Annotated in this window: 24 protein-coding genes and 1 tRNA gene; 12 read left to right on the forward strand and 13 right to left on the reverse strand. The window is 63.9% G+C overall.

Features of this window, described 5'->3' with window-relative positions; translation table 11 throughout:
* Position 1: 1 nt before the first annotated feature.
* Positions 2–130 carry a hypothetical protein gene (locus AC2FMN_RS03660; protein ID WP_496682284.1) on the reverse strand — a complete coding sequence of 43 codons (129 nt, stop codon included), beginning with the start codon at positions 128–130 and terminating at the stop codon, positions 2–4.
* A gap of 45 nt (positions 131–175) precedes the next feature.
* Between AC2FMN_RS03660 and AC2FMN_RS03665 the strand changes: the two genes are divergently transcribed.
* Both AC2FMN_RS03665 and AC2FMN_RS03670 read left to right on the forward strand, forming a co-directional pair.
* Positions 176–1,054, forward strand: a complete 879-nt coding sequence (locus AC2FMN_RS03665; RefSeq protein ID WP_496686351.1) for a GNAT family N-acetyltransferase — start codon at positions 176–178, stop codon at positions 1,052–1,054.
* A 40-nt stretch (positions 1,055–1,094) separates the two neighbouring features.
* Entirely contained in the window at positions 1,095–1,850 is a 756-nt protein-coding gene (locus tag AC2FMN_RS03670) for a 3-hydroxyacyl-CoA dehydrogenase (protein WP_496686353.1), read from the forward strand.
* Positions 1,851–1,905: 55 nt separating this feature from the next.
* Here the strand turns inward: AC2FMN_RS03670 and AC2FMN_RS03675 are convergent, their stop codons facing one another.
* From AC2FMN_RS03675 to AC2FMN_RS03685, 3 genes are all read right to left on the reverse strand, one after another.
* Positions 1,906–3,717, reverse strand: coding sequence for an ABC-F family ATP-binding cassette domain-containing protein (locus AC2FMN_RS03675; protein WP_496686355.1), 1,812 nt, complete (start codon positions 3,715–3,717; stop codon positions 1,906–1,908).
* Between the two features lie 69 nt (positions 3,718–3,786).
* Complete coding sequence (locus AC2FMN_RS03680) at positions 3,787–4,527, reverse strand: GNAT family N-acetyltransferase (protein WP_496682275.1); 741 nt, start codon at positions 4,525–4,527, stop codon at positions 3,787–3,789.
* Positions 4,528–4,626: 99 nt separating this feature from the next.
* Positions 4,627–5,097 carry an outer membrane protein assembly factor BamE gene (locus AC2FMN_RS03685; protein WP_496682273.1) on the reverse strand — a complete coding sequence of 157 codons (471 nt, stop codon included), beginning with the start codon at positions 5,095–5,097 and terminating at the stop codon, positions 4,627–4,629.
* 83 nt (positions 5,098–5,180) lie between these two features.
* On the opposite strand from AC2FMN_RS03685, the gene AC2FMN_RS03690 reads away from it, so the two are divergent.
* From AC2FMN_RS03690 to AC2FMN_RS03725, 8 genes are all read left to right on the forward strand, one after another.
* Positions 5,181–5,717, forward strand: a complete 537-nt coding sequence (locus AC2FMN_RS03690; protein WP_496686357.1) for a YceD family protein — start codon at positions 5,181–5,183, stop codon at positions 5,715–5,717.
* 206 nt (positions 5,718–5,923) lie between these two features.
* Positions 5,924–6,130 (forward strand): 50S ribosomal protein L32, encoded by a 207-nt coding sequence (gene rpmF, locus AC2FMN_RS03695; RefSeq protein WP_068331762.1) that lies wholly within the window; start codon positions 5,924–5,926, stop codon positions 6,128–6,130.
* A 24-nt stretch (positions 6,131–6,154) separates the two neighbouring features.
* A complete protein-coding gene (gene plsX, locus AC2FMN_RS03700; protein WP_496686646.1) occupies positions 6,155–7,243 on the forward strand; it encodes a phosphate acyltransferase PlsX in 1,089 nt (362 codons plus the stop codon).
* Positions 7,244–7,262: 19 nt separating this feature from the next.
* Positions 7,263–8,234, forward strand: coding sequence for a beta-ketoacyl-ACP synthase III (locus AC2FMN_RS03705; RefSeq protein WP_496682269.1), 972 nt, complete (start codon positions 7,263–7,265; stop codon positions 8,232–8,234).
* Positions 8,235–8,331: 97 nt separating this feature from the next.
* The gene (gene ihfA, locus AC2FMN_RS03710; protein ID WP_496682267.1) at positions 8,332–8,634 is read left to right on the forward strand and encodes an integration host factor subunit alpha; all 303 of its coding nucleotides are present in this window, start codon (positions 8,332–8,334) and stop codon (positions 8,632–8,634) included.
* An 18-nt stretch (positions 8,635–8,652) separates the two neighbouring features.
* Positions 8,653–9,252, forward strand: a complete 600-nt coding sequence (locus AC2FMN_RS03715; protein WP_496686359.1) for a MerR family transcriptional regulator — start codon at positions 8,653–8,655, stop codon at positions 9,250–9,252.
* A gap of 61 nt (positions 9,253–9,313) precedes the next feature.
* Positions 9,314–9,390 (forward strand) — tRNA-Pro (locus AC2FMN_RS03720).
* 61 nt (positions 9,391–9,451) lie between these two features.
* Positions 9,452–10,531 (forward strand): 2'-deoxycytidine 5'-triphosphate deaminase, encoded by a 1,080-nt coding sequence (locus AC2FMN_RS03725; RefSeq protein WP_496686361.1) that lies wholly within the window; start codon positions 9,452–9,454, stop codon positions 10,529–10,531.
* A 3-nt stretch (positions 10,532–10,534) separates the two neighbouring features.
* Here AC2FMN_RS03725 and AC2FMN_RS03730 read toward each other — a convergent pair whose 3' ends face one another.
* The 7 genes from AC2FMN_RS03730 to AC2FMN_RS03760 all read right to left on the reverse strand — a co-directional run bounded on the left by AC2FMN_RS03730 (position 10,535) and on the right by AC2FMN_RS03760 (position 17,415).
* Positions 10,535–10,774 (reverse strand): hypothetical protein, encoded by a 240-nt coding sequence (locus tag AC2FMN_RS03730; RefSeq protein ID WP_496682261.1) that lies wholly within the window; start codon positions 10,772–10,774, stop codon positions 10,535–10,537.
* Between the two features lie 62 nt (positions 10,775–10,836).
* Positions 10,837–11,496: an SMC-Scp complex subunit ScpB gene (gene scpB, locus AC2FMN_RS03735; protein WP_496682259.1), complete on the reverse strand. Its 660-nt coding sequence runs from the start codon at positions 11,494–11,496 to the stop codon at positions 10,837–10,839.
* Positions 11,489–12,283, reverse strand: a complete 795-nt coding sequence (locus AC2FMN_RS03740; RefSeq protein WP_496682257.1) for a segregation and condensation protein A — start codon at positions 12,281–12,283, stop codon at positions 11,489–11,491. Before AC2FMN_RS03740 ends, scpB begins: the two co-directional genes overlap by 8 nt.
* Positions 12,273–13,280: a beta-N-acetylhexosaminidase gene (gene nagZ / locus AC2FMN_RS03745; RefSeq protein WP_496686364.1), complete on the reverse strand. Its 1,008-nt coding sequence runs from the start codon at positions 13,278–13,280 to the stop codon at positions 12,273–12,275. Before nagZ ends, AC2FMN_RS03740 begins: the two co-directional genes overlap by 11 nt.
* Positions 13,277–14,341 carry an SPOR domain-containing protein gene (locus AC2FMN_RS03750; RefSeq protein WP_496686366.1) on the reverse strand — a complete coding sequence of 355 codons (1,065 nt, stop codon included), beginning with the start codon at positions 14,339–14,341 and terminating at the stop codon, positions 13,277–13,279. Before AC2FMN_RS03750 ends, nagZ begins: the two co-directional genes overlap by 4 nt.
* Positions 14,342–14,429: 88 nt before the next feature.
* On the reverse strand, positions 14,430–16,175 hold the full coding sequence (gene argS, locus AC2FMN_RS03755) for an arginine--tRNA ligase (protein ID WP_496686369.1): 1,746 nt from the start codon (positions 16,173–16,175) through the stop codon (positions 14,430–14,432).
* A gap of 82 nt (positions 16,176–16,257) precedes the next feature.
* On the reverse strand, positions 16,258–17,415 hold the full coding sequence (locus AC2FMN_RS03760) for a deoxyguanosinetriphosphate triphosphohydrolase (protein WP_496686372.1): 1,158 nt from the start codon (positions 17,413–17,415) through the stop codon (positions 16,258–16,260).
* A gap of 76 nt (positions 17,416–17,491) precedes the next feature.
* Between AC2FMN_RS03760 and AC2FMN_RS03765 the strand changes: the two genes are divergently transcribed.
* Positions 17,492–17,815 carry an iron-sulfur cluster assembly accessory protein gene (locus AC2FMN_RS03765; protein ID WP_490360192.1) on the forward strand — a complete coding sequence of 108 codons (324 nt, stop codon included), beginning with the start codon at positions 17,492–17,494 and terminating at the stop codon, positions 17,813–17,815.
* Positions 17,816–18,098: 283 nt separating this feature from the next.
* Complete coding sequence (gene xth / locus AC2FMN_RS03770; RefSeq protein ID WP_496686377.1) at positions 18,099–18,878, forward strand: exodeoxyribonuclease III; 780 nt, start codon at positions 18,099–18,101, stop codon at positions 18,876–18,878.
* A gap of 4 nt (positions 18,879–18,882) precedes the next feature.
* Here xth and AC2FMN_RS03775 read toward each other — a convergent pair whose 3' ends face one another.
* Positions 18,883–20,034, reverse strand: a complete 1,152-nt coding sequence (locus AC2FMN_RS03775) for an FAD-dependent oxidoreductase (RefSeq protein ID WP_496686380.1) — start codon at positions 20,032–20,034, stop codon at positions 18,883–18,885.
* 71 nt (positions 20,035–20,105) lie between these two features.
* On the reverse strand, positions 20,106–20,528 hold the full coding sequence (gene dksA, locus AC2FMN_RS03780; protein ID WP_496683923.1) for an RNA polymerase-binding protein DksA: 423 nt from the start codon (positions 20,526–20,528) through the stop codon (positions 20,106–20,108).
* Positions 20,529–20,765: the final 237 nt, after the last annotated feature.

Below are 20,765 nucleotides of genomic sequence, written 5' to 3' on the forward strand. Positions count from 1 at the left end.
GTTAAAACCACAGCCAGTCGGCCACGCTGAGAACCACGAACACCGGCACCGACAACGCGGCAGCCAGCAGAAAGGCCGCGGCACGGGTCACGCGCGGCGATGGGATTGTCTGTCCGAGAACCGTTTTCATGCTGTCATTAACCCCGCTTTAGGTTTCCACCGGGTTAATGCCCGCATGACGACCACGCACACCCCCGTGATGCAAAGCACCGAGATGCAGGCGACCCTGCGCGCCTGCGGGCAGGGCCCGCTGCGGCTGGCGGACGGTACGCTGGTCCTGCGCCGTCGGGTCTTTCCCGGCGTGACCGTGGCAATGCTGCCGCGCGCGCGGATCGACCCGGCCACCCTGCCCGGCCTGATCCGGCAGGCCGGGTTGAACCGCACGCCGCTGATCCTGTCGCCCGACCATCCAGCCCCCGACCTGACCACGTTGGGCGCGATGCCGCTGGTTACCCCGACCTGCGTTGCCGAGTTGGATCTGCGCAGCGACCTGCGGGCAGGGCTGCATCAGAAATGGCGCAATGCGCTTGTTCAGGCCGAGCGCAGCCCGCTGCGCATCACGCGCCGCATCCTACGCGAAGGGTCGGACAATTGGCTGCTGACCACCGATCAGGCGCAACAGCGGGCACGCGGCTATCGCAACTGGCCGGTGCCGCTGACCCTGGCCTATGCCCGCGCCAATCCCGGCAAGGCCGTTGAATTCTTAGCCACCGACGGCGACACCGTGGCGGCGATGCTGTTCCTGTGCCATGGCTCGGTTGCGACCTATCACATCGGCTGTACCACCGCGCGCGGGCGGCGGCTGAATGCCCACCGGCTGATTCTGTGGCAGGCAATGCGCTGGCTGGCGAAACGGGGGTTGCAGCGGCTCGATCTTGGCCCGGTGTCGACCGAGGATGCGCCCGGTCTGGCCCGGTTCAAACTGGGAACCGGCGCCCGCGCCCGCTGGCTGGGCGGCACCTGGGGCTGGTGGCCACCGCTGGGGCGCAGCCTGCGCCCGCTGGCGGGCCTTGACCGCGGCGGGATGCGCTGGACAGATCCCCATACAGGCTGATATTTGAACACTTGTTCAGATCATTGGGGAGGAGCCCGCCATGCAATTGTCCACCACCGCCGCCGTCATCACCGGCGGCGCCTCGGGCCTCGGAGAGGCCACCGCCCGTTACTTTGCCGAGAACGGCGCGCAGGTGACCATCCTCGACCGCGATGCCGAGCGTGGCGCGCAGGTCGCGGCCGAAATCGGCGGGCATTTCGCACAGACCGACGTGACCGACGAGAACTCGGTGGCCGCGGCCATTGCGCTGGCGATGGAAAAGATGGGCAAGATCACTGCTTGCGTGAACTGTGCCGGCATCGCCTATGGCATCAAGACCGTCGGCAGGGACGGCCCCCACCCGCTGGACGCCTTCCAGCGCACCATCGACATCAACCTCGTGGGCACCTTCAACGTGTCGAGTCTGGCTGCCGTCGAAATGGCCAAGAACGCGCCCGAGTCAGATGGCGCGCGCGGCGTAATCATCAACACCGCCTCGATCGCGGCCTTCGACGGCCAAAAGGGCCAGGCGGCCTATTCCGCCTCCAAGGGCGGTGTCGTGGGCATGACACTGCCGATGGCGCGCGATCTGGCCTCGACCGGGATCCGGGTGATGACCATCGCGCCCGGCATATTCATGACGCCGATGCTGGCCGGCCTGCCCGAAGAAGTGCAGCAGCAACTGGCCGCCGACGTGCCCAACCCCGCCCGTCTGGGCGACCCGCGCGAATACGGCCGGCTGGCCGGGTTCATCGTCGAGATGGGCTATCTGAACGGCGAGGTCATCCGCATCGACGGCGCCCTGCGCATGCGCTGACATGACCGCATGGCGTGGGCAGCGCCGATCTGCCCGCGCCTTGGGTCGAGCCTGGCTAGGCCCCGGCCTCAGCCTTTTCTTCCAGTTCCAGCCATTCCTCCTCGGCGGCGGCCAGCTTCTGCTGCCGCTCGACAAGAGCCTCGGTCGCCTTCTGGAACTTCACCGGCTCGCGGGTGAACAGCTCGGGGTCCGACATCAGCTCCTCCAGCTTGGCGATCTCGGCTTCCAGCCGCGCGATCTCGGCGGGCAGCTTCTCCAGCCGGTGCTTTTCGGAAAAGGACAGGCCGGTTTTCGGCTTGGCTTCCTGCTTGACTTTCGGCTTGTTCTCTTTTGTTTTCTCAGGCCTTTTCTCGGTCAGATCACCGCGCTGCGCTACATAGTCCGACCAACCGCCCGCATAGACTGTCGCGCGGCCGTTCCCCTCCATCGCGATGGTGGTGGTCGCCACACGATCCAGGAAATCCCGGTCGTGGCTGACCAGCAGCACGGTACCGTCATAGTCGTCCAGCAACTCCTGCAGCAGGTCCAGCGTCTCGACATCCAGGTCGTTGGTCGGTTCGTCCAGCACCAGCAGGTTCGACGGTTTCGCCATCAGCTTGGCCAGCAGCAACCGCGCTTTTTCGCCGCCTGACAGAGATTTGACGGCCGCTCTGGCCTGCCGCTCGTCGAACAGGAATTCCTTGAGATAGCCCACCACATGCTTGGGCTGGCCGCGCACCATCACCTGATCGGCCTTGCCCGAGACGCGCATCTCGGGGTCGCCGGTCAGGCTGTCCCACAGGGTCATCTCGGGGTCCAACTGCGCGCGGGTCTGGTCGAAGACCGCGATTTCCAGATTGGTGCCCAGAGTCACCGACCCTTCGTCCGGCGCGGCCTCGCCCAGCAGCAATTTCAGTAGCGTCGTCTTGCCAACTCCGTTCGGGCCGACAAAGGCCACGCGGTCGCTGCGCTGTACCAGCAGGTCCAGGTTGCGTACGATGGGCCTGCCGTCGAACGACTTGCTGACACCCCGCGCCTCGATCACCTTGCGCCCGGATTTCGGACCGGATTCCAAAGACATGGCCGCCGAGCCCTGACGCTTGATTTGCGCTGCGCGTTCCGCCCGCAACGCTTGCAGCGCCCGCACCCGGCCCTGATTGCGCTTGCGGCGCGCGCTGATCCCTTCAACCGCCCAGCGGGATTCGGACTTGATCAGCCGATCCAGCTTGTGGCGTTGCTGGTCTTCTTCCTCCCAGATCTTGTCGCGCCAGGCCTCAAAAGCCTCGAACCCCTGCTCCTGCCGGCGCACGACACCGCGATCGATCCACAGGGTTGCCCGTGTCAGTGCTCGCAGAAAGGCGCGGTCATGCGAGATCAGGACAAAAGCCGCCCGCGTTGCACCCAGTTCGCGCTCCAGCCAACCGATGGCCTCGATGTCCAGATGGTTGGTCGGCTCGTCCAGCAGCATCAGGTCGGGGGCCTCCGCCATCAGCTTGGCCAGCGCCGCACGGCGCCGCTCTCCGCCCGAGGCGGTTTGAACCGCACGCGAGGGGTCGAATTTTAGCCCCTCACCGGCCCGTTCCACCTTGTACAACTCGCCTGGTTCCAGCCCACTGGCGGCATAGTCGCCCAGCGTGGCAAAGCCTTCCATATTAGGGTCCTGCTCCATGTAGCCCACGGATTTGCCGGGCGGCACAACGATCTCACCCCGGTCCGGCTCGACAAGACCGGCCATGACCTTCATCAGGGTGGATTTGCCCGAGCCGTTCCGCCCGACCAGCGCAACGCGGTCGCCGGGCTGAACTACCAGGTCCAGGTCGGAAAACACCGGCTCGCCCCCGAAGGTCAGCGAGATACCGGACATCTGCAACAAAGGAATACGTGCCATACGCGCCAGCTAAACCGGCAGGCATTGGGCGTCAACGCCCCAGCCTCACCTTTTGACAGCGGCGCGGCTTCAGCCCGCGATCATCCGCAAGAGGCGTTTCCGCGCCGCGGGAATCGCACCGATCTCGACGCCGGTGAAGACATGCAGCGTGTTCAGCTGGCGGTCCACAACCGCATGATCGCTGACCCAGCCGCCCATCATAAGGTAGGTGCGCAGCAACGGCGGCATGCGCCGCATGGCTTTCTGCGCGTTGGGCCGGCGCCGCAGCCGCGCGGCAAAGCGGAACACGTCCGGCGCCTTGACCCGCGGCAACCAGCGTTTGGGCGCCAGGTGGCGATGTTTGAGCATTGCGAAAGCATCCAAGTAGGCCTCGGTGTCGGTCCCGGCAAATGACGAACAACCAAACAGCAACCGGATGTCGCACCGGTCCACGAACACGGTCATCGCGCCCCACGCCACCCGCAGGATATCCGGGTCGGTCCGGTCGGGATGCACCGCGAACCGGCCCATCTCGACCATCCGTCCCTGAAAGTTCTGCAAGCCCGACAGATCGTAGAACTGTGCCGAATAGCTGCGGCCGATCTCGTGCCCGCAATCCATGACCAGCATCCGGAAACAGCACACGAGTTGCCCGCCGGCCCGCTGATCCTCGACCAGCACATGGGTGCAGATCCGGTCGAACGCATCGCGGTCTGTCCGTGCCGTGCGAAAAGCCAGCGTACGCAGCGCTTGCGCGGCGGCGATGTCCTCGGGCGTGCGGGCCAGTCGCGCCCGATACCTCCCCTTGTTCAGCAAGACATCCGTGTCCATGGCCGCACCCTCCGCGGTATCTGACTTTCCCAGGTTCCGCCTGCCACTAACACCAAGTCTGTAACCGCCTCATGACAGACCGAGGGACCGGAAGCGCGATCAGCTCTGGCCTGGGATGTTTGCCGGGTTGAAACTGCCGATATTGCCCAACAACTGACGTAGGAATCCCCTGTCCTGAACGCTCGAATCGGTCACGCGGCGGTCCAGGACGATGACATAGCCATCCTCGAGCCCGAACCGTTCGATGTTGCGCACGACCCCGCGCTGATCAAAGCTGACGGCGACCAGCTGCCGCTCGACCACTTCGGGGCGTTTGGGGCCATAATGGCGGACACGCGAGGCGACGTAGTAGTACCCCGAATCCTTTAGAACCCCCGACGCACCGGGCGCGCCGACCTTTTCGACTACGCTGTCGCGGGTATCGACACCCACCTTGATTTCGGCCAGTTCCTCGGGCGTGGGGACATAGCCGTGGTTCTTGTAGACCGGGCTGCATCCGGCCATCGCAAGCACCGACACGCAGGCAAGCGTTCCGAACGCCAGTTTCAGCTTGTTCGCGACCTTCGACATCTTCACCCTCTTGCCTTGCACCCTTGCGGCTTCTATCCGATTACAGAAACCCATGCCCCGGTTCAACACAGGAAAGGGTCACTATGGCCAAGGCAACATCTTTGCGCGTCGCGGACCTGCCGCAGAACAGCCCCGTCCCGTTCGATCTGCGCCCGGCAGCGGATGAACTGGATGTCCTCCGGGCGGATCTGGGCCTGCAGGGGCTGCGCAAGCTGAGCTTTGTCGGAGAGATAAAGGCCCGCGGCAAACGCGATTGGGAACTGACCGGTCACCTTGGCGCAACCGTAATCCAGCCCTGCGTCGTCACGCTGGACCCTGTGACCACGCGTATCGAAACGCCCGTGCGGCGCCTGTTCCTGTCGGACTGGACCGAGCCGGACGAACCCGAATTCGAGATGCCCGAAGACGACGAAACCGAACCCCTGGGCCCCGAGATCAACCCCGGTGCCGTGATGCGCGAAGCGCTGGCGCTGGCGCTGCCGCAATACCCCCGCAAGGACGGCGCACATCTGGATGACGCAATTTTCACCGAGCCGGGCAAACAGGCCATGACGGATGACGATGCCAAGCCTTTTGCGGGGCTGGCCGGGTTGCGCGACGCGCTGAAAAAAGACAAGTGACAGCGCCATGATTTCCTGTCATAGCACTCGGTCAGAAAAACCCCTTGAACATGTCGAGAATCGCAGTATTTTCGCGCGCTCATCGGAATTTGGGTTGGACATCGCGGGGCTCGTCCCCTAAACGCGCGTCACACCACGAGAAAACGAAGAATGAAACCCGGGCTGGCAGCGAATCTGCAGCCCCCAGTCAGACAAAGGTTGAGACCATGGCCGTCCAACAGAACAAAGTTTCCAAGTCGCGTCGCAACAACCGCCGCGCACACGACGCTCTGGTTGCTGCAAACCCGAACGAATGCCCGAACTGCGGCGAACTGAAACGCCCGCACCACGTCTGTGCAGCCTGCGGCCACTATGACGACCGCGAAGTCGTGGCGCAGGCCGACGAAATCGACCTGGACGAAGACGCGGCCTGAGCCTGATTGACCGCAGGTTTTGGCATGACGGCGCAGCCCGAGCAGACCGGAAAGATCATCATCTCGGTTGACGCAATGGGCGGGGACTCCGGTCCCGCGGTCGTGGTTGCTGGAATCGCGAAATCAGCGCAGAAGAACCCCGATATCGGGTTTCTGCTGCACGGCCCCGAAGACGTCTTGCGCAAGCTTGTTGCGAAACGGCGCGTCCTGGAAGGGCGCGTCGTTTTTCGCGATTGTCCCGATGTCGTAACGATGCAGGACAAGCCCAGCCAGGTCGTGCGCAACGGCAAGAACACCTCGATGTGGTCGGCGCTGGATTCGGTGCGCAACGGAGAGGCGCACGGCGCCGTGTCCTGCGGCAATACCGGCGCGCTGATGGCGCTGTCGATGATGCGGCTGCGCAAGCTGCCCGGCGTGAACCGCCCGGCGATCGCGATCCTGTGGCCCTCGCGCAATCCGCAGGGGTTCAACGTGATGCTGGACGTGGGCGCGGATGTGCGGGCCGATGCCCGGGATCTGCTGCAATACGCGCTGATGGGGGCCTCGTATGCCCGCAACGGTATGGCCCTGACGCGTCCGCGCATCGGGTTGCTGAATGTCGGTACCGAGGAACACAAGGGCCGCGCCGAGTTGAAAGAGGCGCACGCGTTGATCACGGACTTCGCCGAGCAGGCGAATTTCGATTTCGTGGGCTTCGTGGAAGGCAGCGACATCCCCGGCGACAAGGCCGATGTCATCGTGACGGACGGTTTTACCGGCAATGTCGCGATCAAGACGGGCGAAGGCACCGCCAGCCTGATCGGCGACCTTCTGCGAGAGGCGTTCAGCTATTCTCCTCTGTCCCGGCTGGCCTCGGTGCTGGCGATCACGTCATTGCAGCGCCTGAAAAAGCGCATCGACCCGCGGCGCGTGAACGGGGGGGTGTTCTTGGGGCTGAACGGGACAGTGGTCAAATCGCACGGGGGCGCTGATGCCACGGGTGTGTCCGCGGCCATCAAGCTGGCTTTTACCCTGGCACGGTCGGGTTTTGCCGAAAAATTGGCCGCACGGGTTGCATCGACTGCCCAGCTTGAACAAGATGCTGCGCAATCTGCGCTGCAGACCGAAAAATAACAAAAAGGCAGGACCTCAGATGGCAGGCCGTTCAGTCGTTGTTGGTGTCGGGCATTATCTACCCAAACGCATCGTTCCCAATTCCGAGTTCGAAAAGACGTTGGACACGTCCGACGAATGGATCCGGACCCGCTCGGGCATCGAACGCCGCCATTTCGCGGCCGAAGACGAAACCACATCTGATATGGCGACCCATGCGGCCAAGGCCGCGCTGACCGATGCGGGGCTGACCGCCGACGACATCGACGCGATTGTTCTGGCCACCTCCACCGCAGACCTGACCTTTCCGTCCGCTGCGACCATGGTTCAGGCCAATCTGGGCATGACCCGCGGATTTGCCTTTGACGTGCAAGCGGTCTGCGCCGGCTTCGTCTTTGCGCTGGCCAACGCCAACGCGCTGATCCTGTCGGGTCAGGCCAAACGCATCCTCGTGATCGGGGCCGAGACCTTCTCGCGCATCATGGACTGGTCGGACCGGAGCACCTGCGTTCTGTTCGGCGACGGCGCCGGCGCGCTGGTGCTCGAGGCGCAGGAAGGCGCCGGAACGCCTGAAGACCGGGGCATTCTATCCACCGACCTGCATTCGGACGGGCGGTTCAAGGATCTGCTCTATGTCGATGGCGGGGTCTCGAACCGGACCACCGGCTATCTGCGCATGCAGGGCAACCAGGTGTTCCGCCACGCGGTCGAGAAACTGGCTGCCACGGCCACCACCGCGCTGGATCGCGCGGGGCTAACAAGCGGCGACGTCGATTGGATCGTCCCGCATCAGGCCAATATCCGCATCATTCAGGGCACGGCCAAAAAGCTGCAGCTGCCCATGGATAACGTGGTGGTCACGGTTCAGGATCACGGCAACACCTCGGCCGCATCGATCCCGCTGGCGCTGTCGGTGGGCAAGGAACGCGGGCAGATCAAGCCCGGCGACTTGATAGTGACCGAGGCCATCGGCGGCGGACTGGCCTGGGGCGCGGTGGTGATGCGCTGGTAGGGCGGCGCAAACCTGCTTACACCACCACGCGCAATTCATTGATATTGACAGTGAATTTGCCCTGCCCCTATGGTCGTACATCATCAGGGGAATAATCATGGGCGAAAAAACACTGACGCGAATGGACCTGAGCGAAGCCGTGTTTCGCGAAGTGGGTCTGTCTCGCAACGAAAGCGCGCAGCTTGTCGAAAGCATTTTGAACCACATGTCCGATGCGCTGGTGCGCGGCGAGCAGGTCAAGATCTCGTCTTTCGGCACGTTCAGCGTCAGGGACAAGTCGGCCCGCGTCGGCCGCAACCCGAAAACCGGGGAAGAGGTTCCCATCGAGCCGCGCCGCGTTCTGACCTTCCGCCCTTCGCATCTGATGAAGGATCGGGTCGCGGCCGGAAACCGCAAGTAAGTCCGGGGCAAGGCAGGCATGAGCAAGTCTCCCGACGCATTTCGCACCATCAGTGAAGTTGCGGATTGGCTGGGTGTTCAGGCGCATGTCCTGCGGTTCTGGGAAAGTCGGTTCAGCCAGATCAAACCGGTCAAGCGGGCCGGAGGACGTAGGTATTACCGCCCCAACGACATGCGCCTGTTGGGCGGCATCAAGAAGCTGCTGCACGAGGATGGCGTGACCATCAAGGGTGTTCAACGCATCCTGCGCGAACAGGGCGTGGCCTACGTCGCGTCGCTGTCGCCGGGACTGGACGATGGCGCGGCTCCGGCCCAGACCATCGAAATCCAGGCAGCTGAGAACGTGGTGCCGCTGCCGCAGCCCCCCGCCGTGGTGCAGGGTGCCCTCGATCTATCACCGACCGAGGCCGAAAATTTGGGCGAACCTGCCGCCCCTAAAGCCCGGGATCACGCTGCGTCGCAGAAACCCAAGGCCGAGACCACGCCGCAGCAGGCCGGAATCGCAGCCCGGGCGTGGCGGAAAACCGAGTTCGACACCGACACGTTGCGCCGGATCGCGCCCGTTGCCAAGGATCTGCGCGCCTGGCTGGACCGGGTCGAACGGCAATTGGCGGGTTGAGCAAAAAGGTAATGTTTTCCTCTTGCCCCTGCCGGGAAAATCATTATGAACACCTCAACGTCGGGCTATGGCGCAGCCTGGTAGCGCGTCCGTCTGGGGGACGGAAGGTCGCAGGTTCGAGTCCTGCTAGCCCGACCAAATCACACCGACGTTCAGAAAATACGGGCCGGAGCCTCCTTCGGCTGAGTGGAGGAGCGGAATGACCGGCGTGTGCCCGAACCAGCAGATCGCAGCGATGATCGACACCGGTGAGATCACCGCGACCCCGCCGATCACCCCCGCCCAGATCCAACCCGCCAGCCTTGATCTTCGTTTGGGAACAGTGGCTTACCGTGTGCGCGCCTCGTTTCTGGCTGGCGAAGGCCAGAGCGTGGCCGACCGGCTGGCCGAGTTCGAGATGCATCACATCGACATCTCGGAAGGTGCGGTACTGGAAAAAGGTTGCGTGTATCTGGTGCCGCTGATGGAATCGCTGGCCCTGCCCGGCGACGTGACCGCCGTGGCCAACGCCAAAAGCTCGACCGGGCGGCTGGACTTGCTGACCCGCACCATCACCGATGGCGGAACCGAGTTCGACCGCGTTCCCGCCGGGTATGCCGGCCCACTCTATGCCGAGATCTGTCCGCGTTCGTTCTCGGTTCTGGTCCGTCCGGGCATGCGCCTGAACCAGATCCGATTCCGCCGCGGTCAGGCGGTGCTGTCCGACGCGGATCTGGCCGCGTTGCATGCGCAATCGCCGCTGGTGGACGGCCCGGCCGTCATTCAGGACGGGCTGGGGTTTTCGGTCGATCTGCGCCTTCCCAACACCGATCTGGTCGGGTACCGGGCCAAGCCACATACCGGCGTGATCGACCTGGATCGGATCGGTGAATACGACCCGCAGGACTACTGGGAAGAGGTGCGCACCCGCGACGGGCGCATCATTCTGGACCCGGGCGCGTTCTACATCCTGGTCAGCCGCGAGGCGGTCCACATTCCGCCGATGTATGCCGCCGAAATGGCGCCCTATCTGGCGATGGTGGGTGAATTCCGGGTTCACTACGCGGGATTCTTCGATCCCGGTTTCGGCCATGCCGAAGCCGGCGGCGCCGGATCACGCGGCGTGCTGGAAGTCCGTTGCCACGAGGCGCCCTTCGTGCTGGAACACGGACAGGTCGTCGGGCGGCTGGTCTACGAACGCATGGCCGAGATGCCGACTCAGTTGTACGGCGCGGGAATCGCTTCGAACTATCAGGGTCAGGGCCTGAAATTGTCGAAGCATTTCAAGTCGGTCCAGTAATCCCTAGAACCGCATGAACCGCCGCATCTGGCGGGTCAACTGCCTAGCCTGCTTCATGCTCTGGGCCTGGCGGCGCGCACTTTGCGCCATGTACCGGTCGGCCTTGGGGTCGCGCGGTCCGTCCGGCTGCCCGGACTTGCGTCCCATACGTTCGGCCAGGTCGAGGCCCTTGTCCACGCCGCGCGTGACCAGCCGGCGCACGACTTGCCGAACGATCATGTCGATGATGCGGTTTGCGTTCATTCCGGTCTCCGTTCCTCGGTGTCAAACCTGGCGGGGAATTCGCCGACAAAAGGGCGACGCGTTCAGTCTTCCTCGAACAATTCGGTCTGGTCTTCGTCGCCGGGTTCATCTTCATTGGCCTCGCCGATCGGCATGGTCCCCGGCGGCGGGCGGTTCTCCAACAGCCCCGCAGCACGCAATTCCTTAAGGCCCGGCAAGTCTCGGGCACTTTCCAGGCCGAAATGGTCCAGAAACTGGGGCGTCACCACGAAGGTCACCGGGCGCCCCGGCGTCATGCGGCGGCGGCCCAGCCGGATCCACTCCATTTCCAGCAGTTGGTCTATGGTTCCACGCGACACGGACACACCGCGGATTTCCTCGATCTCGGCGCGGGTGCAGGGCTGATGATAGGCCACGATCGCCAGGGTCTCGATGGCGGCGCGGCTCAGCTTGCGGGTCTCGACCGTTTCCTTCTGCATCAGGAACCCCAGATCGGGGGCCGTGCGGATGGCCCAGGCCTCGCCCACCCGAACCACGCGCACCCCGCGCCCCTCATAGCGTTTCTGCAGCAGTTCCAAGGCCTGCTTGGCGTCGCAGCCATGCGGCATCCGCGCCTCAAGATCGGCCACCGTCACCGGCTCGGCGCTGGCAAACAATACCGCCTCGACCATGCGTTCCTGCTCAGCCAGTGGGGGGGCTTCGAACAGGGTGCCGGTGCCGTCGTCTTCGGGGGCGTCAGTCACTGGGCTTCGTCCTTCTGCGCAGTTGGATCGGGGCAAAGGTCTCGCTTTGCTTGATCTCCATATGTCCTTCCTTGACCAGCTCCAGCGAGGCCGCAAACGTCGCCGCCGTTGCCGAGCGGCGCCGCATCGGGTCAACGTCCCAGCCTTCGGGCAGGTAGGTTTCCATGTCGGTCCAGGTTCCAGCAAATCCGATCAGCGGGCGCATTCGCTCCAGCGCCTGTTCCATCGTGAAGACCGAATCGCGGTCCATCACGAAGGGTCGGAATTCGTCACGGGTGCGGATGCGGGCATAGCCCTGCATCAGGTCCAGCAACGTGGCGGAATAGGTGACCGTGCGGATGCGGGTCACGTCTTCGCCCTGCCCGCGCTTGAAGAAATCGCGCCCCAACTGATCGCGCGCCATCAGGCGGGCGGCCGCATCGCGCATCGCCTGCAGGCGTTCCAACTGAAAGGCCAAGTGCGCGGCCAGTTCTTCGCCCGTCGGCCCCTCTTCATCGGGGTCGGGCGGCAACAGCAGGCGCGATTTCAGAAAGGCCAGCCATGCGGCCATCACCAAATAGTCGGCGGCCAGTTCGATCCGCAGGGCGCGGGCCCGTTCGACAAAGGCCAGATATTGCTGCGCCAGCGCCAGTACCGAGATTTTGCGAAGATCGACCTTTTGCGTCCGTGACAAGGTCAGCAGCACGTCCAACGGGCCTTCAAACCCGTCCACGTCCACAATCAGCGCCTCGGCGGCCAGCCGATCGGCGACCGAAACCGGGTCTTCGCTGAAAAGGTTATCCGTCATACACCTGCCCGCCCATCAGACGGGATAGTTCCGTCTCGGCGGCACGGATGTCAAGTTCCTCGGGGCTTTGCCGCCGGGCCAAGGCGCGGTCCGCGCGGGCTTGCGCCGCCTCGGACATTTCGCCCGCAGCCTCCATCACCTCGGCGCGTTCTTCGAACGTCCCGTTGCAGTGCAGAACCACGTCGCAGCCCGCCGACAGCGCCTGTTGCGACAGATCGGCTAGCGATCCGCTGAGCGCCTTCATCGAGATGTCATCGGTCATGACCAACCCGTCGAACCCGATGCGCTCGCGGATGATCCGCATCATCGCAGGCGAAATCGTGGCCGGTTTTCCGTCAACCTGATCATAGACCAGATGGGCTGTCATGCCCATCGGCAAGTCGTTCAGGGCGCGGAAAGGCTCGAAATCGGTCTGCATCAGGTCGTCAAGCGGCGCATCCACTTGCGGCAGGTCGAAATGGCTGTCGAGCGTGGCGCGCCCGTGGCCGGGGATGTGCTTGACGACGGGTAGAACGCCGCCATCCAAGTGCCCCTGTGCGACCGCTCGGCCGAGGCGTGCGACCGTGGCCGCATCGCCGCCATAACATCGGTTGCGCAGGAAATCGTGCGTCTCAGGTCGGGCCAGATCGACCATCGGGGCGCAATTGCTGTCGATACCCAGCGAAAACAGCTCGTGCGCAATCAGGCGATAGCGCAGGTACATGGCGCGTTCGGCCTGGCCCTCGGCTTGTTCGGCATGATCCATCGGGGGGCGCCATTGACGGGCCAGCGGCGGGCGCAGGCGTTGCACCCGTCCGCCCTCCTGATCGATCGTAATCATACAGTCGCGGCCCACGGCCTCGCGCATGTCGTCGCACAGTGCGCGCACCTGATCGGCCGTGTCGATGTTGCGCGCGAACAGGATGAAGCCGAACGGGTTCATCTGCCGAAACAACGTCTTCTCTTCGGGCGTCAGGCGCAGACCCGCCGCATCAGTGATCGTGGCGCCGTACCTCACCGCACGGCAACCGGGATGCAGTCGGCATCCTGCGCCACCAGCGCCGCGCAGAACTGACGCGAGTCGCTCAGATCGGCAAACCCATGCACGCGCAAGCGATAGAAGGTGCGACCGCCGCTCGAGGTTTTCTGGATAACTCGTTGTTTCCCCTGCATGTACTCGCCAAAGCGGCGGTACAGGCGATCCCATTCAGCGCGGGCCACATCGGGGCTCTCATAGGCGCCCAGCTGGGCCAGCCGTGTACCCTTGGCCAGCGAGTCGGGATCGACATCCAGACCCATTGCCGATTTCACGGCGGCATTCACCGCATCCGCGTCGATTGCGCCACCCACCGGAGCGGCGCGGCGCAACCCGGCGGGGCGCGTCAGCGGGCGCAGAGACCGCCGCACACCGGGCAAGGCGGCAAGCTCCGGGTCGGGCAATTGTGCGGCCAGATCGGCCGGGTCGATGGCGGGTTCGTCCTCGGGCATGGTCAGCGCGGCCAGTTGCACAACCGGTTCCAGCTCGGCAGAGGCCGAGACATCACCCGACAATTCCGAAGCCAGCGACTCCACCGCGCCCTGCCGCAACTCGGCGGCCTCCTGATTTGTTATTGTCTCTTCAACCTTCAGAACCGCCGGGGTCGGTTTCAACGTGCCCATCGGCGCGTCCTCGTCGCTCAGCGAGACCGGGCGCGGGGCAAGGATCAGCCGGTCGGCCGGCGGCGCGGCCGTGCCGACCGCCGCCACGGCGTTCACCGCCAGACCTTGATGATCGGCCGGCGTTCCACCGGGGTTTTCGGGCTGCACGCGCATCGGACCTTCGACCGCACGCACCACCGGCACGCCGGACACGTCCCGCATCACCAGCTTGTAGCCCCAGACTGTCACCCCGGCCACCAGCGCCAGGGACGCCGCGGCGCCAAGAATATTCACGATGCGGCCAAAGCCCGGGACACCGGCCGATGCCCCGTCGAAATCCGGCATGTCGCCGGGGTGCTCGTACCCGTCTTCAGCGGTGAATTGATTCGAGTAATGCATATGCTCGGGGCCTGTCTGCCCCGAGAAATCGTAACGTGCCATATCCGCCTCACTGCCCGAAATGCGCCTGAAATCGCGGCGCGCGGGTCATTTCTTGCCTACCTCGTACCGGCGGTTCGGGCGGTGTTGGTTACCGCATCTCCTGCGCCGGCGTGACCCCAAGAATACCCAAGCCCGCTGAAATCACAACAGAAACGGCCCGGGCCAGCGCTATTTTTGACTGGCTTGTGGCCACATCACCATCCTGCAGGAACCGCAGCGCGGGCTCGTCGTTGCCACGGTTCCACAAGGCGTGGAAATCCCCTGCAAGTTCATACAGATAGAAGGCGATGCGGTGCGGCTCGTTGGTGCGGGCCGCGATCTCGACCAGGCGTGGCCATTCGGCCAGCTTCTTGGCCACGGTCAGTTCGGCCGGGTGATCCAGCGCCGCCAGGTCTGCCCCGCGCAGGGTTTCGTCGGTGGCGTCGATGCCCGCCTCGGCGGCGCGGCGCAGCACGCTCATCACCCGGGCATGGGCATATTGAACATAGAACACAGGGTTCTCGCGGCTCTGTTCCAGCACCTTGTCGAAATCGAAATCCAGCGGCGCGTCGTTCTTGCGGGTCAGCATCACGAAGCGCGTCACGTCGGGGCCGACCTGATCGACCACGTCGCGCAGGGTGACGAAGTTGCCGGCCCGTTTCGACATCTTGAACGGCTCGCCATTCTTCCACAGCTTGACCAGCTGGGTTAGCTTGATGTCCAGCGGCACTTTGCCGTCCGACAATGCCGAAACGGCGGCCTTCATTCGCTTGACATAGCCGCCATGGTCCGCCCCGAACACGTCGATCAGCGCGTCGAACCCGCGGGTCACCTTGTCATAGTGATAGGCGATGTCGGGGGCGAAATAGGTCCAGCTGCCGTCGGATTTCTTGACCGGGCGATCCACGTCATCGCCATGCGCGGTCGAGCGGAACAGGGTCTGCTCACGCGGCTCCCAGTCCTCGGGTTTCTTGCCCTTGGGCGGCTCGAGCACGCCCTCATAGATCAGGCCCTTTTCGTTCAGCGCCTCCAGCGCGGCCTCAATCTTGCCGGTGCCATAGAGCGATTTTTCCGAGAAGAACACGTCCATCTCGACGCCCAGCGCCTTCAGATCGGCGCGGATCAGATCCATCATCGCATCGGTGGCGAATTCACGCACCTCGGCCAGCCACTCGCTTTCGGGCTTGTCCAACAGGCTGTCACCATATTTCTCCTTCAGCGCCTCGCCGATCGGGATCAGATAGTCGCCGGGATACAGGCCCTCGGCGATTTCCGGGCTCAGGCCGTTGGCCTCGCGGTACCGCTCGAACGCAGACCGGGCCAGAACATCGACCTGCGCGCCGCCATCGTTGATGTAATATTCGCGGGTCACGTCATGGCCGGAATACGCCAACAGGCTGGCCAGCGCGTCGCCGAACACCGCGCCGCGGGTATGACCCACATGCAGCGGCCCGGTGGGGTTGGCCGAGACGTATTCGACGTTCACCTTCAGCCCCTGCCCCATGGTCGAGCGGCCATAGTCGGTCCCCTTTTCCAGCACCGCGCCCAGAACGCCCTGCCAGACCGACGGCGCCAGACGCAGGTTCAGAAAGCCGGGGCCGGCGACCTCGGCGCTGGTGATCCGCTCATCCTCGGCCAGCTTCGCGGCCAGCGTCTCGGCGATGTCGCGGGGCTTCATCTTCGCCGGTTTCGCCAGCACCATCGCCGCGTTCGTGGCCATGTCGCCATGCGCCGCGTCGCGCGGCGGCTCGACCGCCACGTTGTCAAAGCTCAGCCCCTCGAGCAGAGCGCCTTCGGTTTGCATCTGGGTCAACGCGTCCAGAACAAGGTCGCGGATATCAGAGAACAGGTTCATTTCGGATGTCCTTTTGCTTGCCCGGCGGTTTATCACGCAAGGCGGCAAGGTCAATGCGGGCGATGGCCAAGGACGCGGGCGCCTAACGCTCCAGCGGTGTTTTCCCAGTCAGGCGTGCGTGATCCTGCAGCGCGAACCGGTCGGTCATCCCCGAGATATAGTCCGACACGATCCGGGCCAGTTCGGTTTCGTCCGCTGCGGCCTCGATATCGTCATGCCAGTGCCGGGGCATCTGCCGGGGATCGTTCAAGTAGATCGGGAACAGCTCCTCGACCACGCGACTGACCCGGGCGCGCACCTCCATGACGCTGGGCGCACGATACATGCGGGTGAACAGAAAAGCCCGAATCTCGCGCAACTGCGCCCATAGCCCCTCCGAGAACCGGATGACCGGTTGGCCCAGGTGGCGGATATCCTCGACCGATTGCGCCCCCGAAGCGGCCAGAATGGCGCGGGACGTGTCGATGACATCGGACACCATCACGCCGAACACGCGCCGCAAGGCCTCGTGCCGTCGGCGATAGGGATCAAGGCCGGGGTACTTGCGATCCACATCCGCGTAGCATTCACCGATGATAGGCAATTGCGTGATCTCGTCGTCGGTGAACAGCCCGGCGCGCAATCCGTCCAACAGGTCGTGGTTGTTATAGGCGATGTCATCGGACAACGCCGCCACCTGCGCCTCGGCGCTGGCATGGGTGTGCAGTTCCAGATCGAAGCCGTCATTGCATTCGGCCAGCGCCCAGGGCAGATCGCCGGTGACCGGACCATTGTGCTTGGCGATCCCCTCAAGGCATTCCCATGTCAGGTTGCAACCGTCGAATTCGGCATAGTGGCGCTCGAGCCTCGTCACGATCCGGATGGCCTGGGCGTTATGATCGAACCCGCCGTAAGGTGCCATCAGCGCGTGCAGCGCGTCCTCGCCGGTATGCCCAAACGGAGTGTGACCCAGATCATGCGCCAGCGCGACGGCCTCGGTCAGTTCTTGGTTCAGGCCCAAAGCGCCCGCGATTGTGCGGGCGACCTGCGCCACCTCGATGGAATGAGTCAGCCGGGTGCGGTAGTTGTCGCCCTCGTGCTCAACAAAGACCTGCGTCTTGTGCTTGAGCCGCCGAAAGGCGCTGGCGTGAATGATCCGGTCCCTGTCCCGCTGAAAGCAGGACCGAAAGCTGCTCTCCTCCTCTGGCACCAACCGCCCCCGTGCGCGGCTGGGGTCCGAGGCAAAACCTGCTCGCTCCAATCGTCTTGTCCTTGTCGCCCGTCGTCGGGTTTTCTATATTGTACGATGGTCAAGAAAGAAACCTTTGGAGTCCGGCATGAATCTGCCCCCCACGGTCACGGAACGCGCGTTTGAGCGGTTGGCTGAAATCGGCGCGGCCGACAATGGCAAGGCGCTGCGCATCGCTGTGGAAGGCGGTGGCTGCTCCGGCTTCCAATACGAAATCGCGCTGGACGAGCCCAAAGAGGACGATCTGGTTTTGGAGGGCAAAGGCCAAAAGGTCGTCGTCGACGCAATTTCCCTGCCCTTCCTTGAAAACGCCACCATCGACTTCACCGAAGAGTTGATCGGCGCGCGTTTCGTTATCGACAACCCCAACGCCACCTCATCCTGCGGCTGCGGCACGTCCTTCTCGATGTAATGCCTCGTGCGGGCTTTGCCCCCACACCCCTAGGATACTTTTAGCCAGATGAAGGCGGAGGTCGGCCCTCCGACGCCAAAGCCGGAGGGCTTCACCTGGCGCGGTCATCGGCGTCCCCGCCTGTACCGCCCCTTCTCTCTCCGACAATCTTGTTAACACACTGTTACTTCATCTGGCCTCAAATATCCCGGAGCGCGAGGCAGAGCCTCGCATTCCCGGCTTACTGCTTGCCGTTGGGGTGGTTCTGCGCGATAGGTGGCCGTGGTTTAACCGGAGGGCTCGCATGAAAATTGCCTCGTTCAACATCAACGGCATCAAGGCCCGCGCCGACGCCCTGCTGCGCTGGCTCGACGACGCACAGCCCGACGTCGCCGTGTTGCAGGAAATAAAATCCGTCGACGAGAATTTTCCGCGAGAGATCTTCGAGGAGCGCGGCTACAACGTCGAAACCCACGGTCAAAAAAGCTTCAACGGGGTCGCGATCCTGTCAAAACTTCCGTTGGAGGATGTCACCCGCGGATTGCCGGGCGATGATGGCGACGATCAGGCTCGCTGGATCGAAGCGACCGTCGTGGGCAAGAAAGCTCTGCGGGTCTGTGGGTTGTACCTTCCTAACGGGAACCCCGCACCCGGGCCAAAGTTCGACTACAAATTGGCATGGATGGATCGGCTGCATCAACGTGCACTCGAATTGCTGAAGGCCGAGGAACCCGCCCTGATGGCAGGCGACTACAACGTCATTCCGCAGGCCGAAGACGCCAAGCGCCCGGATGCCTGGCGCGAGGACGCGCTGTTTCGTCCCGAAAGCCGCGCCGCCTTTCAAAAAATACTGAACCTCGGGTTCACTGACGCGTTCCGCGCCCGAACCCAAGGTCCCGGACATTATACGTTCTGGGACTATCAGGCCGGCGCCTGGAACCGGAATGACGGGATCCGTATCGACCATTTCCTGCTGACCCCGCAGGCCGCGGACCTGTTGCAGGATTGCCGGATCGACGCCGAGGTACGCGGGCACGAAAAGCCTTCGGATCACGTTCCGATCTGGGTCGATCTGGATCTCTGACCCGTCATGCCGTCGGATCGTAATCGTAGATCCAATCATATCGCCGCGTCAGCCTGCGACCGATCAGCGACAAAGCCATCTGCGCCGCGATACGCGTCGGACCTTTCAGGTGGAAGTTTCGTGCGTTACTTGCGGCGGCAGCGACCACCGCGCGGGCGCGGGGGCGGCGCCTGGCTTCATAGGCTGCGAGTGCGCGTTGGACACCTGACTGGTCATCGAATGCACGCCTGAGGACCCACGCGTCCTCGAGCGCGAGACATGCGCCCTGGGCCATGAACGGCAAAGTCGGATGGGCCGCGTCACCTAACAGGGCCACGCGCCCGTTCTGCCATTTCTGTGCCACCGGACGCAGGAACAGCGCCCAGATGTTCACCTTGTCGATGCGGGCAAGGATTTCCCCCGTGACCCCGCCGAAATCGGCGAAGCGCGCATGCAGGTCGCCGACATCGCCTTCCAGCTTCCAGCCTTCCTCGGTCCAGTCCGAACGCTCCTCGATCGCGACGATGTTCATCTGCGATTGATCCCGCAGCGGATAGGTCACCACGTGACGGCCCGGCCCCATGGTCAAAGTGGCCATGGGGGTCGCCGTGCGGTCGGCCCAGGGAATTGTCGCGCGCCACGCGACCTGATGCGTGAACCGGGGCGCCTCGCTTCCGTTCAGAACCGGGCGGACATGGCTGCGCCCACCGTCCGCCGCGATGACGCATTCGGCCCGGAGGCGTGTCCCGTCGCGCAACGAGATCTCGGCGTCGGAGGGGTGTTTGCGCACATGCGTGACCCGCGCGTTCAGACGCAGATCCACCCCTGTCCGCAAGGCCGCGTCGCGCAACAGGTCCAGCAGGTCTGCACGATGATAGTAATACGTCGCCCCGGCCGCAGGCGGCGGCACCCGGCTGATGACGCGCCCGCGCCGATAGTCGCGCAACACGGTTCCGTGCGAGATCTGCGCGGCCTCGGGCGGAGAGCCCGCCACACCCAGCGCGCGCAGCACCGCCATCCCGTTGGCACTGATCTGCAACCCGGCACCCACCTCGGCCAGCTCGGGCGCCTGTTCCAGCACAGTCACCTGTGCGCCGCGCTGTTGCAGCGCCACGGCGGCCGCAAGGCCACCGATCCCTCCGCCCACCACCACAAACTTCAAGCCGTCGATCTTCATGCAGCTGGCATAACGCAAAAACGCCGGAACCACAGGCCCCGGCGTTCGAATTCGTCAGAACGTTCCAGCGATCAATCGTCGCGGTGCACCTTCTCGCGACGCTCGTGCCGCTCTTGCGCCTCGAGCGTCATGGTCGCAATCGGACGGGCATCCAGCCGCTTGAGCGAAATCGGATCGCCTGTGACCTCGCAATAGCCGTACTCGCCTTCGTCGATGCGACGCAGCGCAGCATCGATCTTGGCCACCAGCTTGCGCTGACGGTCGCGGGTCCGCAATTCCAGCGCGCGGTCCGTCTCTTCGCTGGCGCGGTCGGCGACATCGGGAATGTTGCGGGTATTGCCCTGCAGCCCTTCGATGGTGTCGCGGCTGCCCGCCAAAAGTTCGTGTTTCCAATTCAGCAGCTTGCGACGGAAATACTCAAGCTGTCGTTCATTCATGAAAGGCTCATCTTCGGCCGGACGGTAGTCTTCCGGCAGAAAAACTTCCTGCTTCATATCTGCTCCCTTGGCATGGCCGGAAACGTCTTTTGCGGTTGTATCGCCTGACATTCGGCACCCCCTTCTGCGCAGCGTTTATCCCACGCGGCCAGGAATGTCACTATGCAAACGCCAGCCCGGCACGCCACTGATGAAATTGGTACAAGCATGAGACTTAACGTATGAAAACGACTTTTTTCGTGAAACGGATCCGGCCATTTTGCGGCAGGTTCAACGCCGGATCGAACCGGGTGA

This window comes from Ruegeria sp. BHSC037, from assembly GCF_059613045.1.

Coding starts and splice junctions, on each gene's coding strand:
- AC2FMN_RS03690 (WP_496686357.1), top strand. CDS start 5,181: ATGGCCAAGGCAACATCTTTGCGCGTCGCGGACCTGCCGCAGAACAGC.
- AC2FMN_RS03680 (WP_496682275.1), bottom strand. CDS start 4,527: ATGGACACGGATGTCTTGCTGAACAAGGGGAGGTATCGGGCGCGACTG.
- dksA (WP_496683923.1), bottom strand. CDS start 20,528: ATGAAGCAGGAAGTTTTTCTGCCGGAAGACTACCGTCCGGCCGAAGAT.
- plsX (WP_496686646.1), top strand. CDS start 6,155: ATGACGGCGCAGCCCGAGCAGACCGGAAAGATCATCATCTCGGTTGAC.
- AC2FMN_RS03665 (WP_496686351.1), top strand. CDS start 176: ATGACGACCACGCACACCCCCGTGATGCAAAGCACCGAGATGCAGGCG.
- xth (WP_496686377.1), top strand. CDS start 18,099: ATGAAAATTGCCTCGTTCAACATCAACGGCATCAAGGCCCGCGCCGAC.
- ihfA (WP_496682267.1), top strand. CDS start 8,332: ATGGGCGAAAAAACACTGACGCGAATGGACCTGAGCGAAGCCGTGTTT.
- AC2FMN_RS03765 (WP_490360192.1), top strand. CDS start 17,492: ATGAATCTGCCCCCCACGGTCACGGAACGCGCGTTTGAGCGGTTGGCT.
- AC2FMN_RS03775 (WP_496686380.1), bottom strand. CDS start 20,034: ATGAAGATCGACGGCTTGAAGTTTGTGGTGGTGGGCGGAGGGATCGGT.
- AC2FMN_RS03715 (WP_496686359.1), top strand. CDS start 8,653: ATGAGCAAGTCTCCCGACGCATTTCGCACCATCAGTGAAGTTGCGGAT.
- AC2FMN_RS03725 (WP_496686361.1), top strand. CDS start 9,452: ATGACCGGCGTGTGCCCGAACCAGCAGATCGCAGCGATGATCGACACC.
- AC2FMN_RS03685 (WP_496682273.1), bottom strand. CDS start 5,097: ATGTCGAAGGTCGCGAACAAGCTGAAACTGGCGTTCGGAACGCTTGCC.
- AC2FMN_RS03675 (WP_496686355.1), bottom strand. CDS start 3,717: ATGGCACGTATTCCTTTGTTGCAGATGTCCGGTATCTCGCTGACCTTC.
- AC2FMN_RS03660 (WP_496682284.1), bottom strand. CDS start 130: ATGAAAACGGTTCTCGGACAGACAATCCCATCGCCGCGCGTGACCCGT.
- AC2FMN_RS03750 (WP_496686366.1), bottom strand. CDS start 14,341: ATGGCACGTTACGATTTCTCGGGGCAGACAGGCCCCGAGCATATGCAT.
- argS (WP_496686369.1), bottom strand. CDS start 16,175: ATGAACCTGTTCTCTGATATCCGCGACCTTGTTCTGGACGCGTTGACC.
- rpmF (WP_068331762.1), top strand. CDS start 5,924: ATGGCCGTCCAACAGAACAAAGTTTCCAAGTCGCGTCGCAACAACCGC.
- AC2FMN_RS03705 (WP_496682269.1), top strand. CDS start 7,263: ATGGCAGGCCGTTCAGTCGTTGTTGGTGTCGGGCATTATCTACCCAAA.
- AC2FMN_RS03740 (WP_496682257.1), bottom strand. CDS start 12,283: ATGACGGATAACCTTTTCAGCGAAGACCCGGTTTCGGTCGCCGATCGG.
- AC2FMN_RS03730 (WP_496682261.1), bottom strand. CDS start 10,774: ATGAACGCAAACCGCATCATCGACATGATCGTTCGGCAAGTCGTGCGC.
- AC2FMN_RS03670 (WP_496686353.1), top strand. CDS start 1,095: ATGCAATTGTCCACCACCGCCGCCGTCATCACCGGCGGCGCCTCGGGC.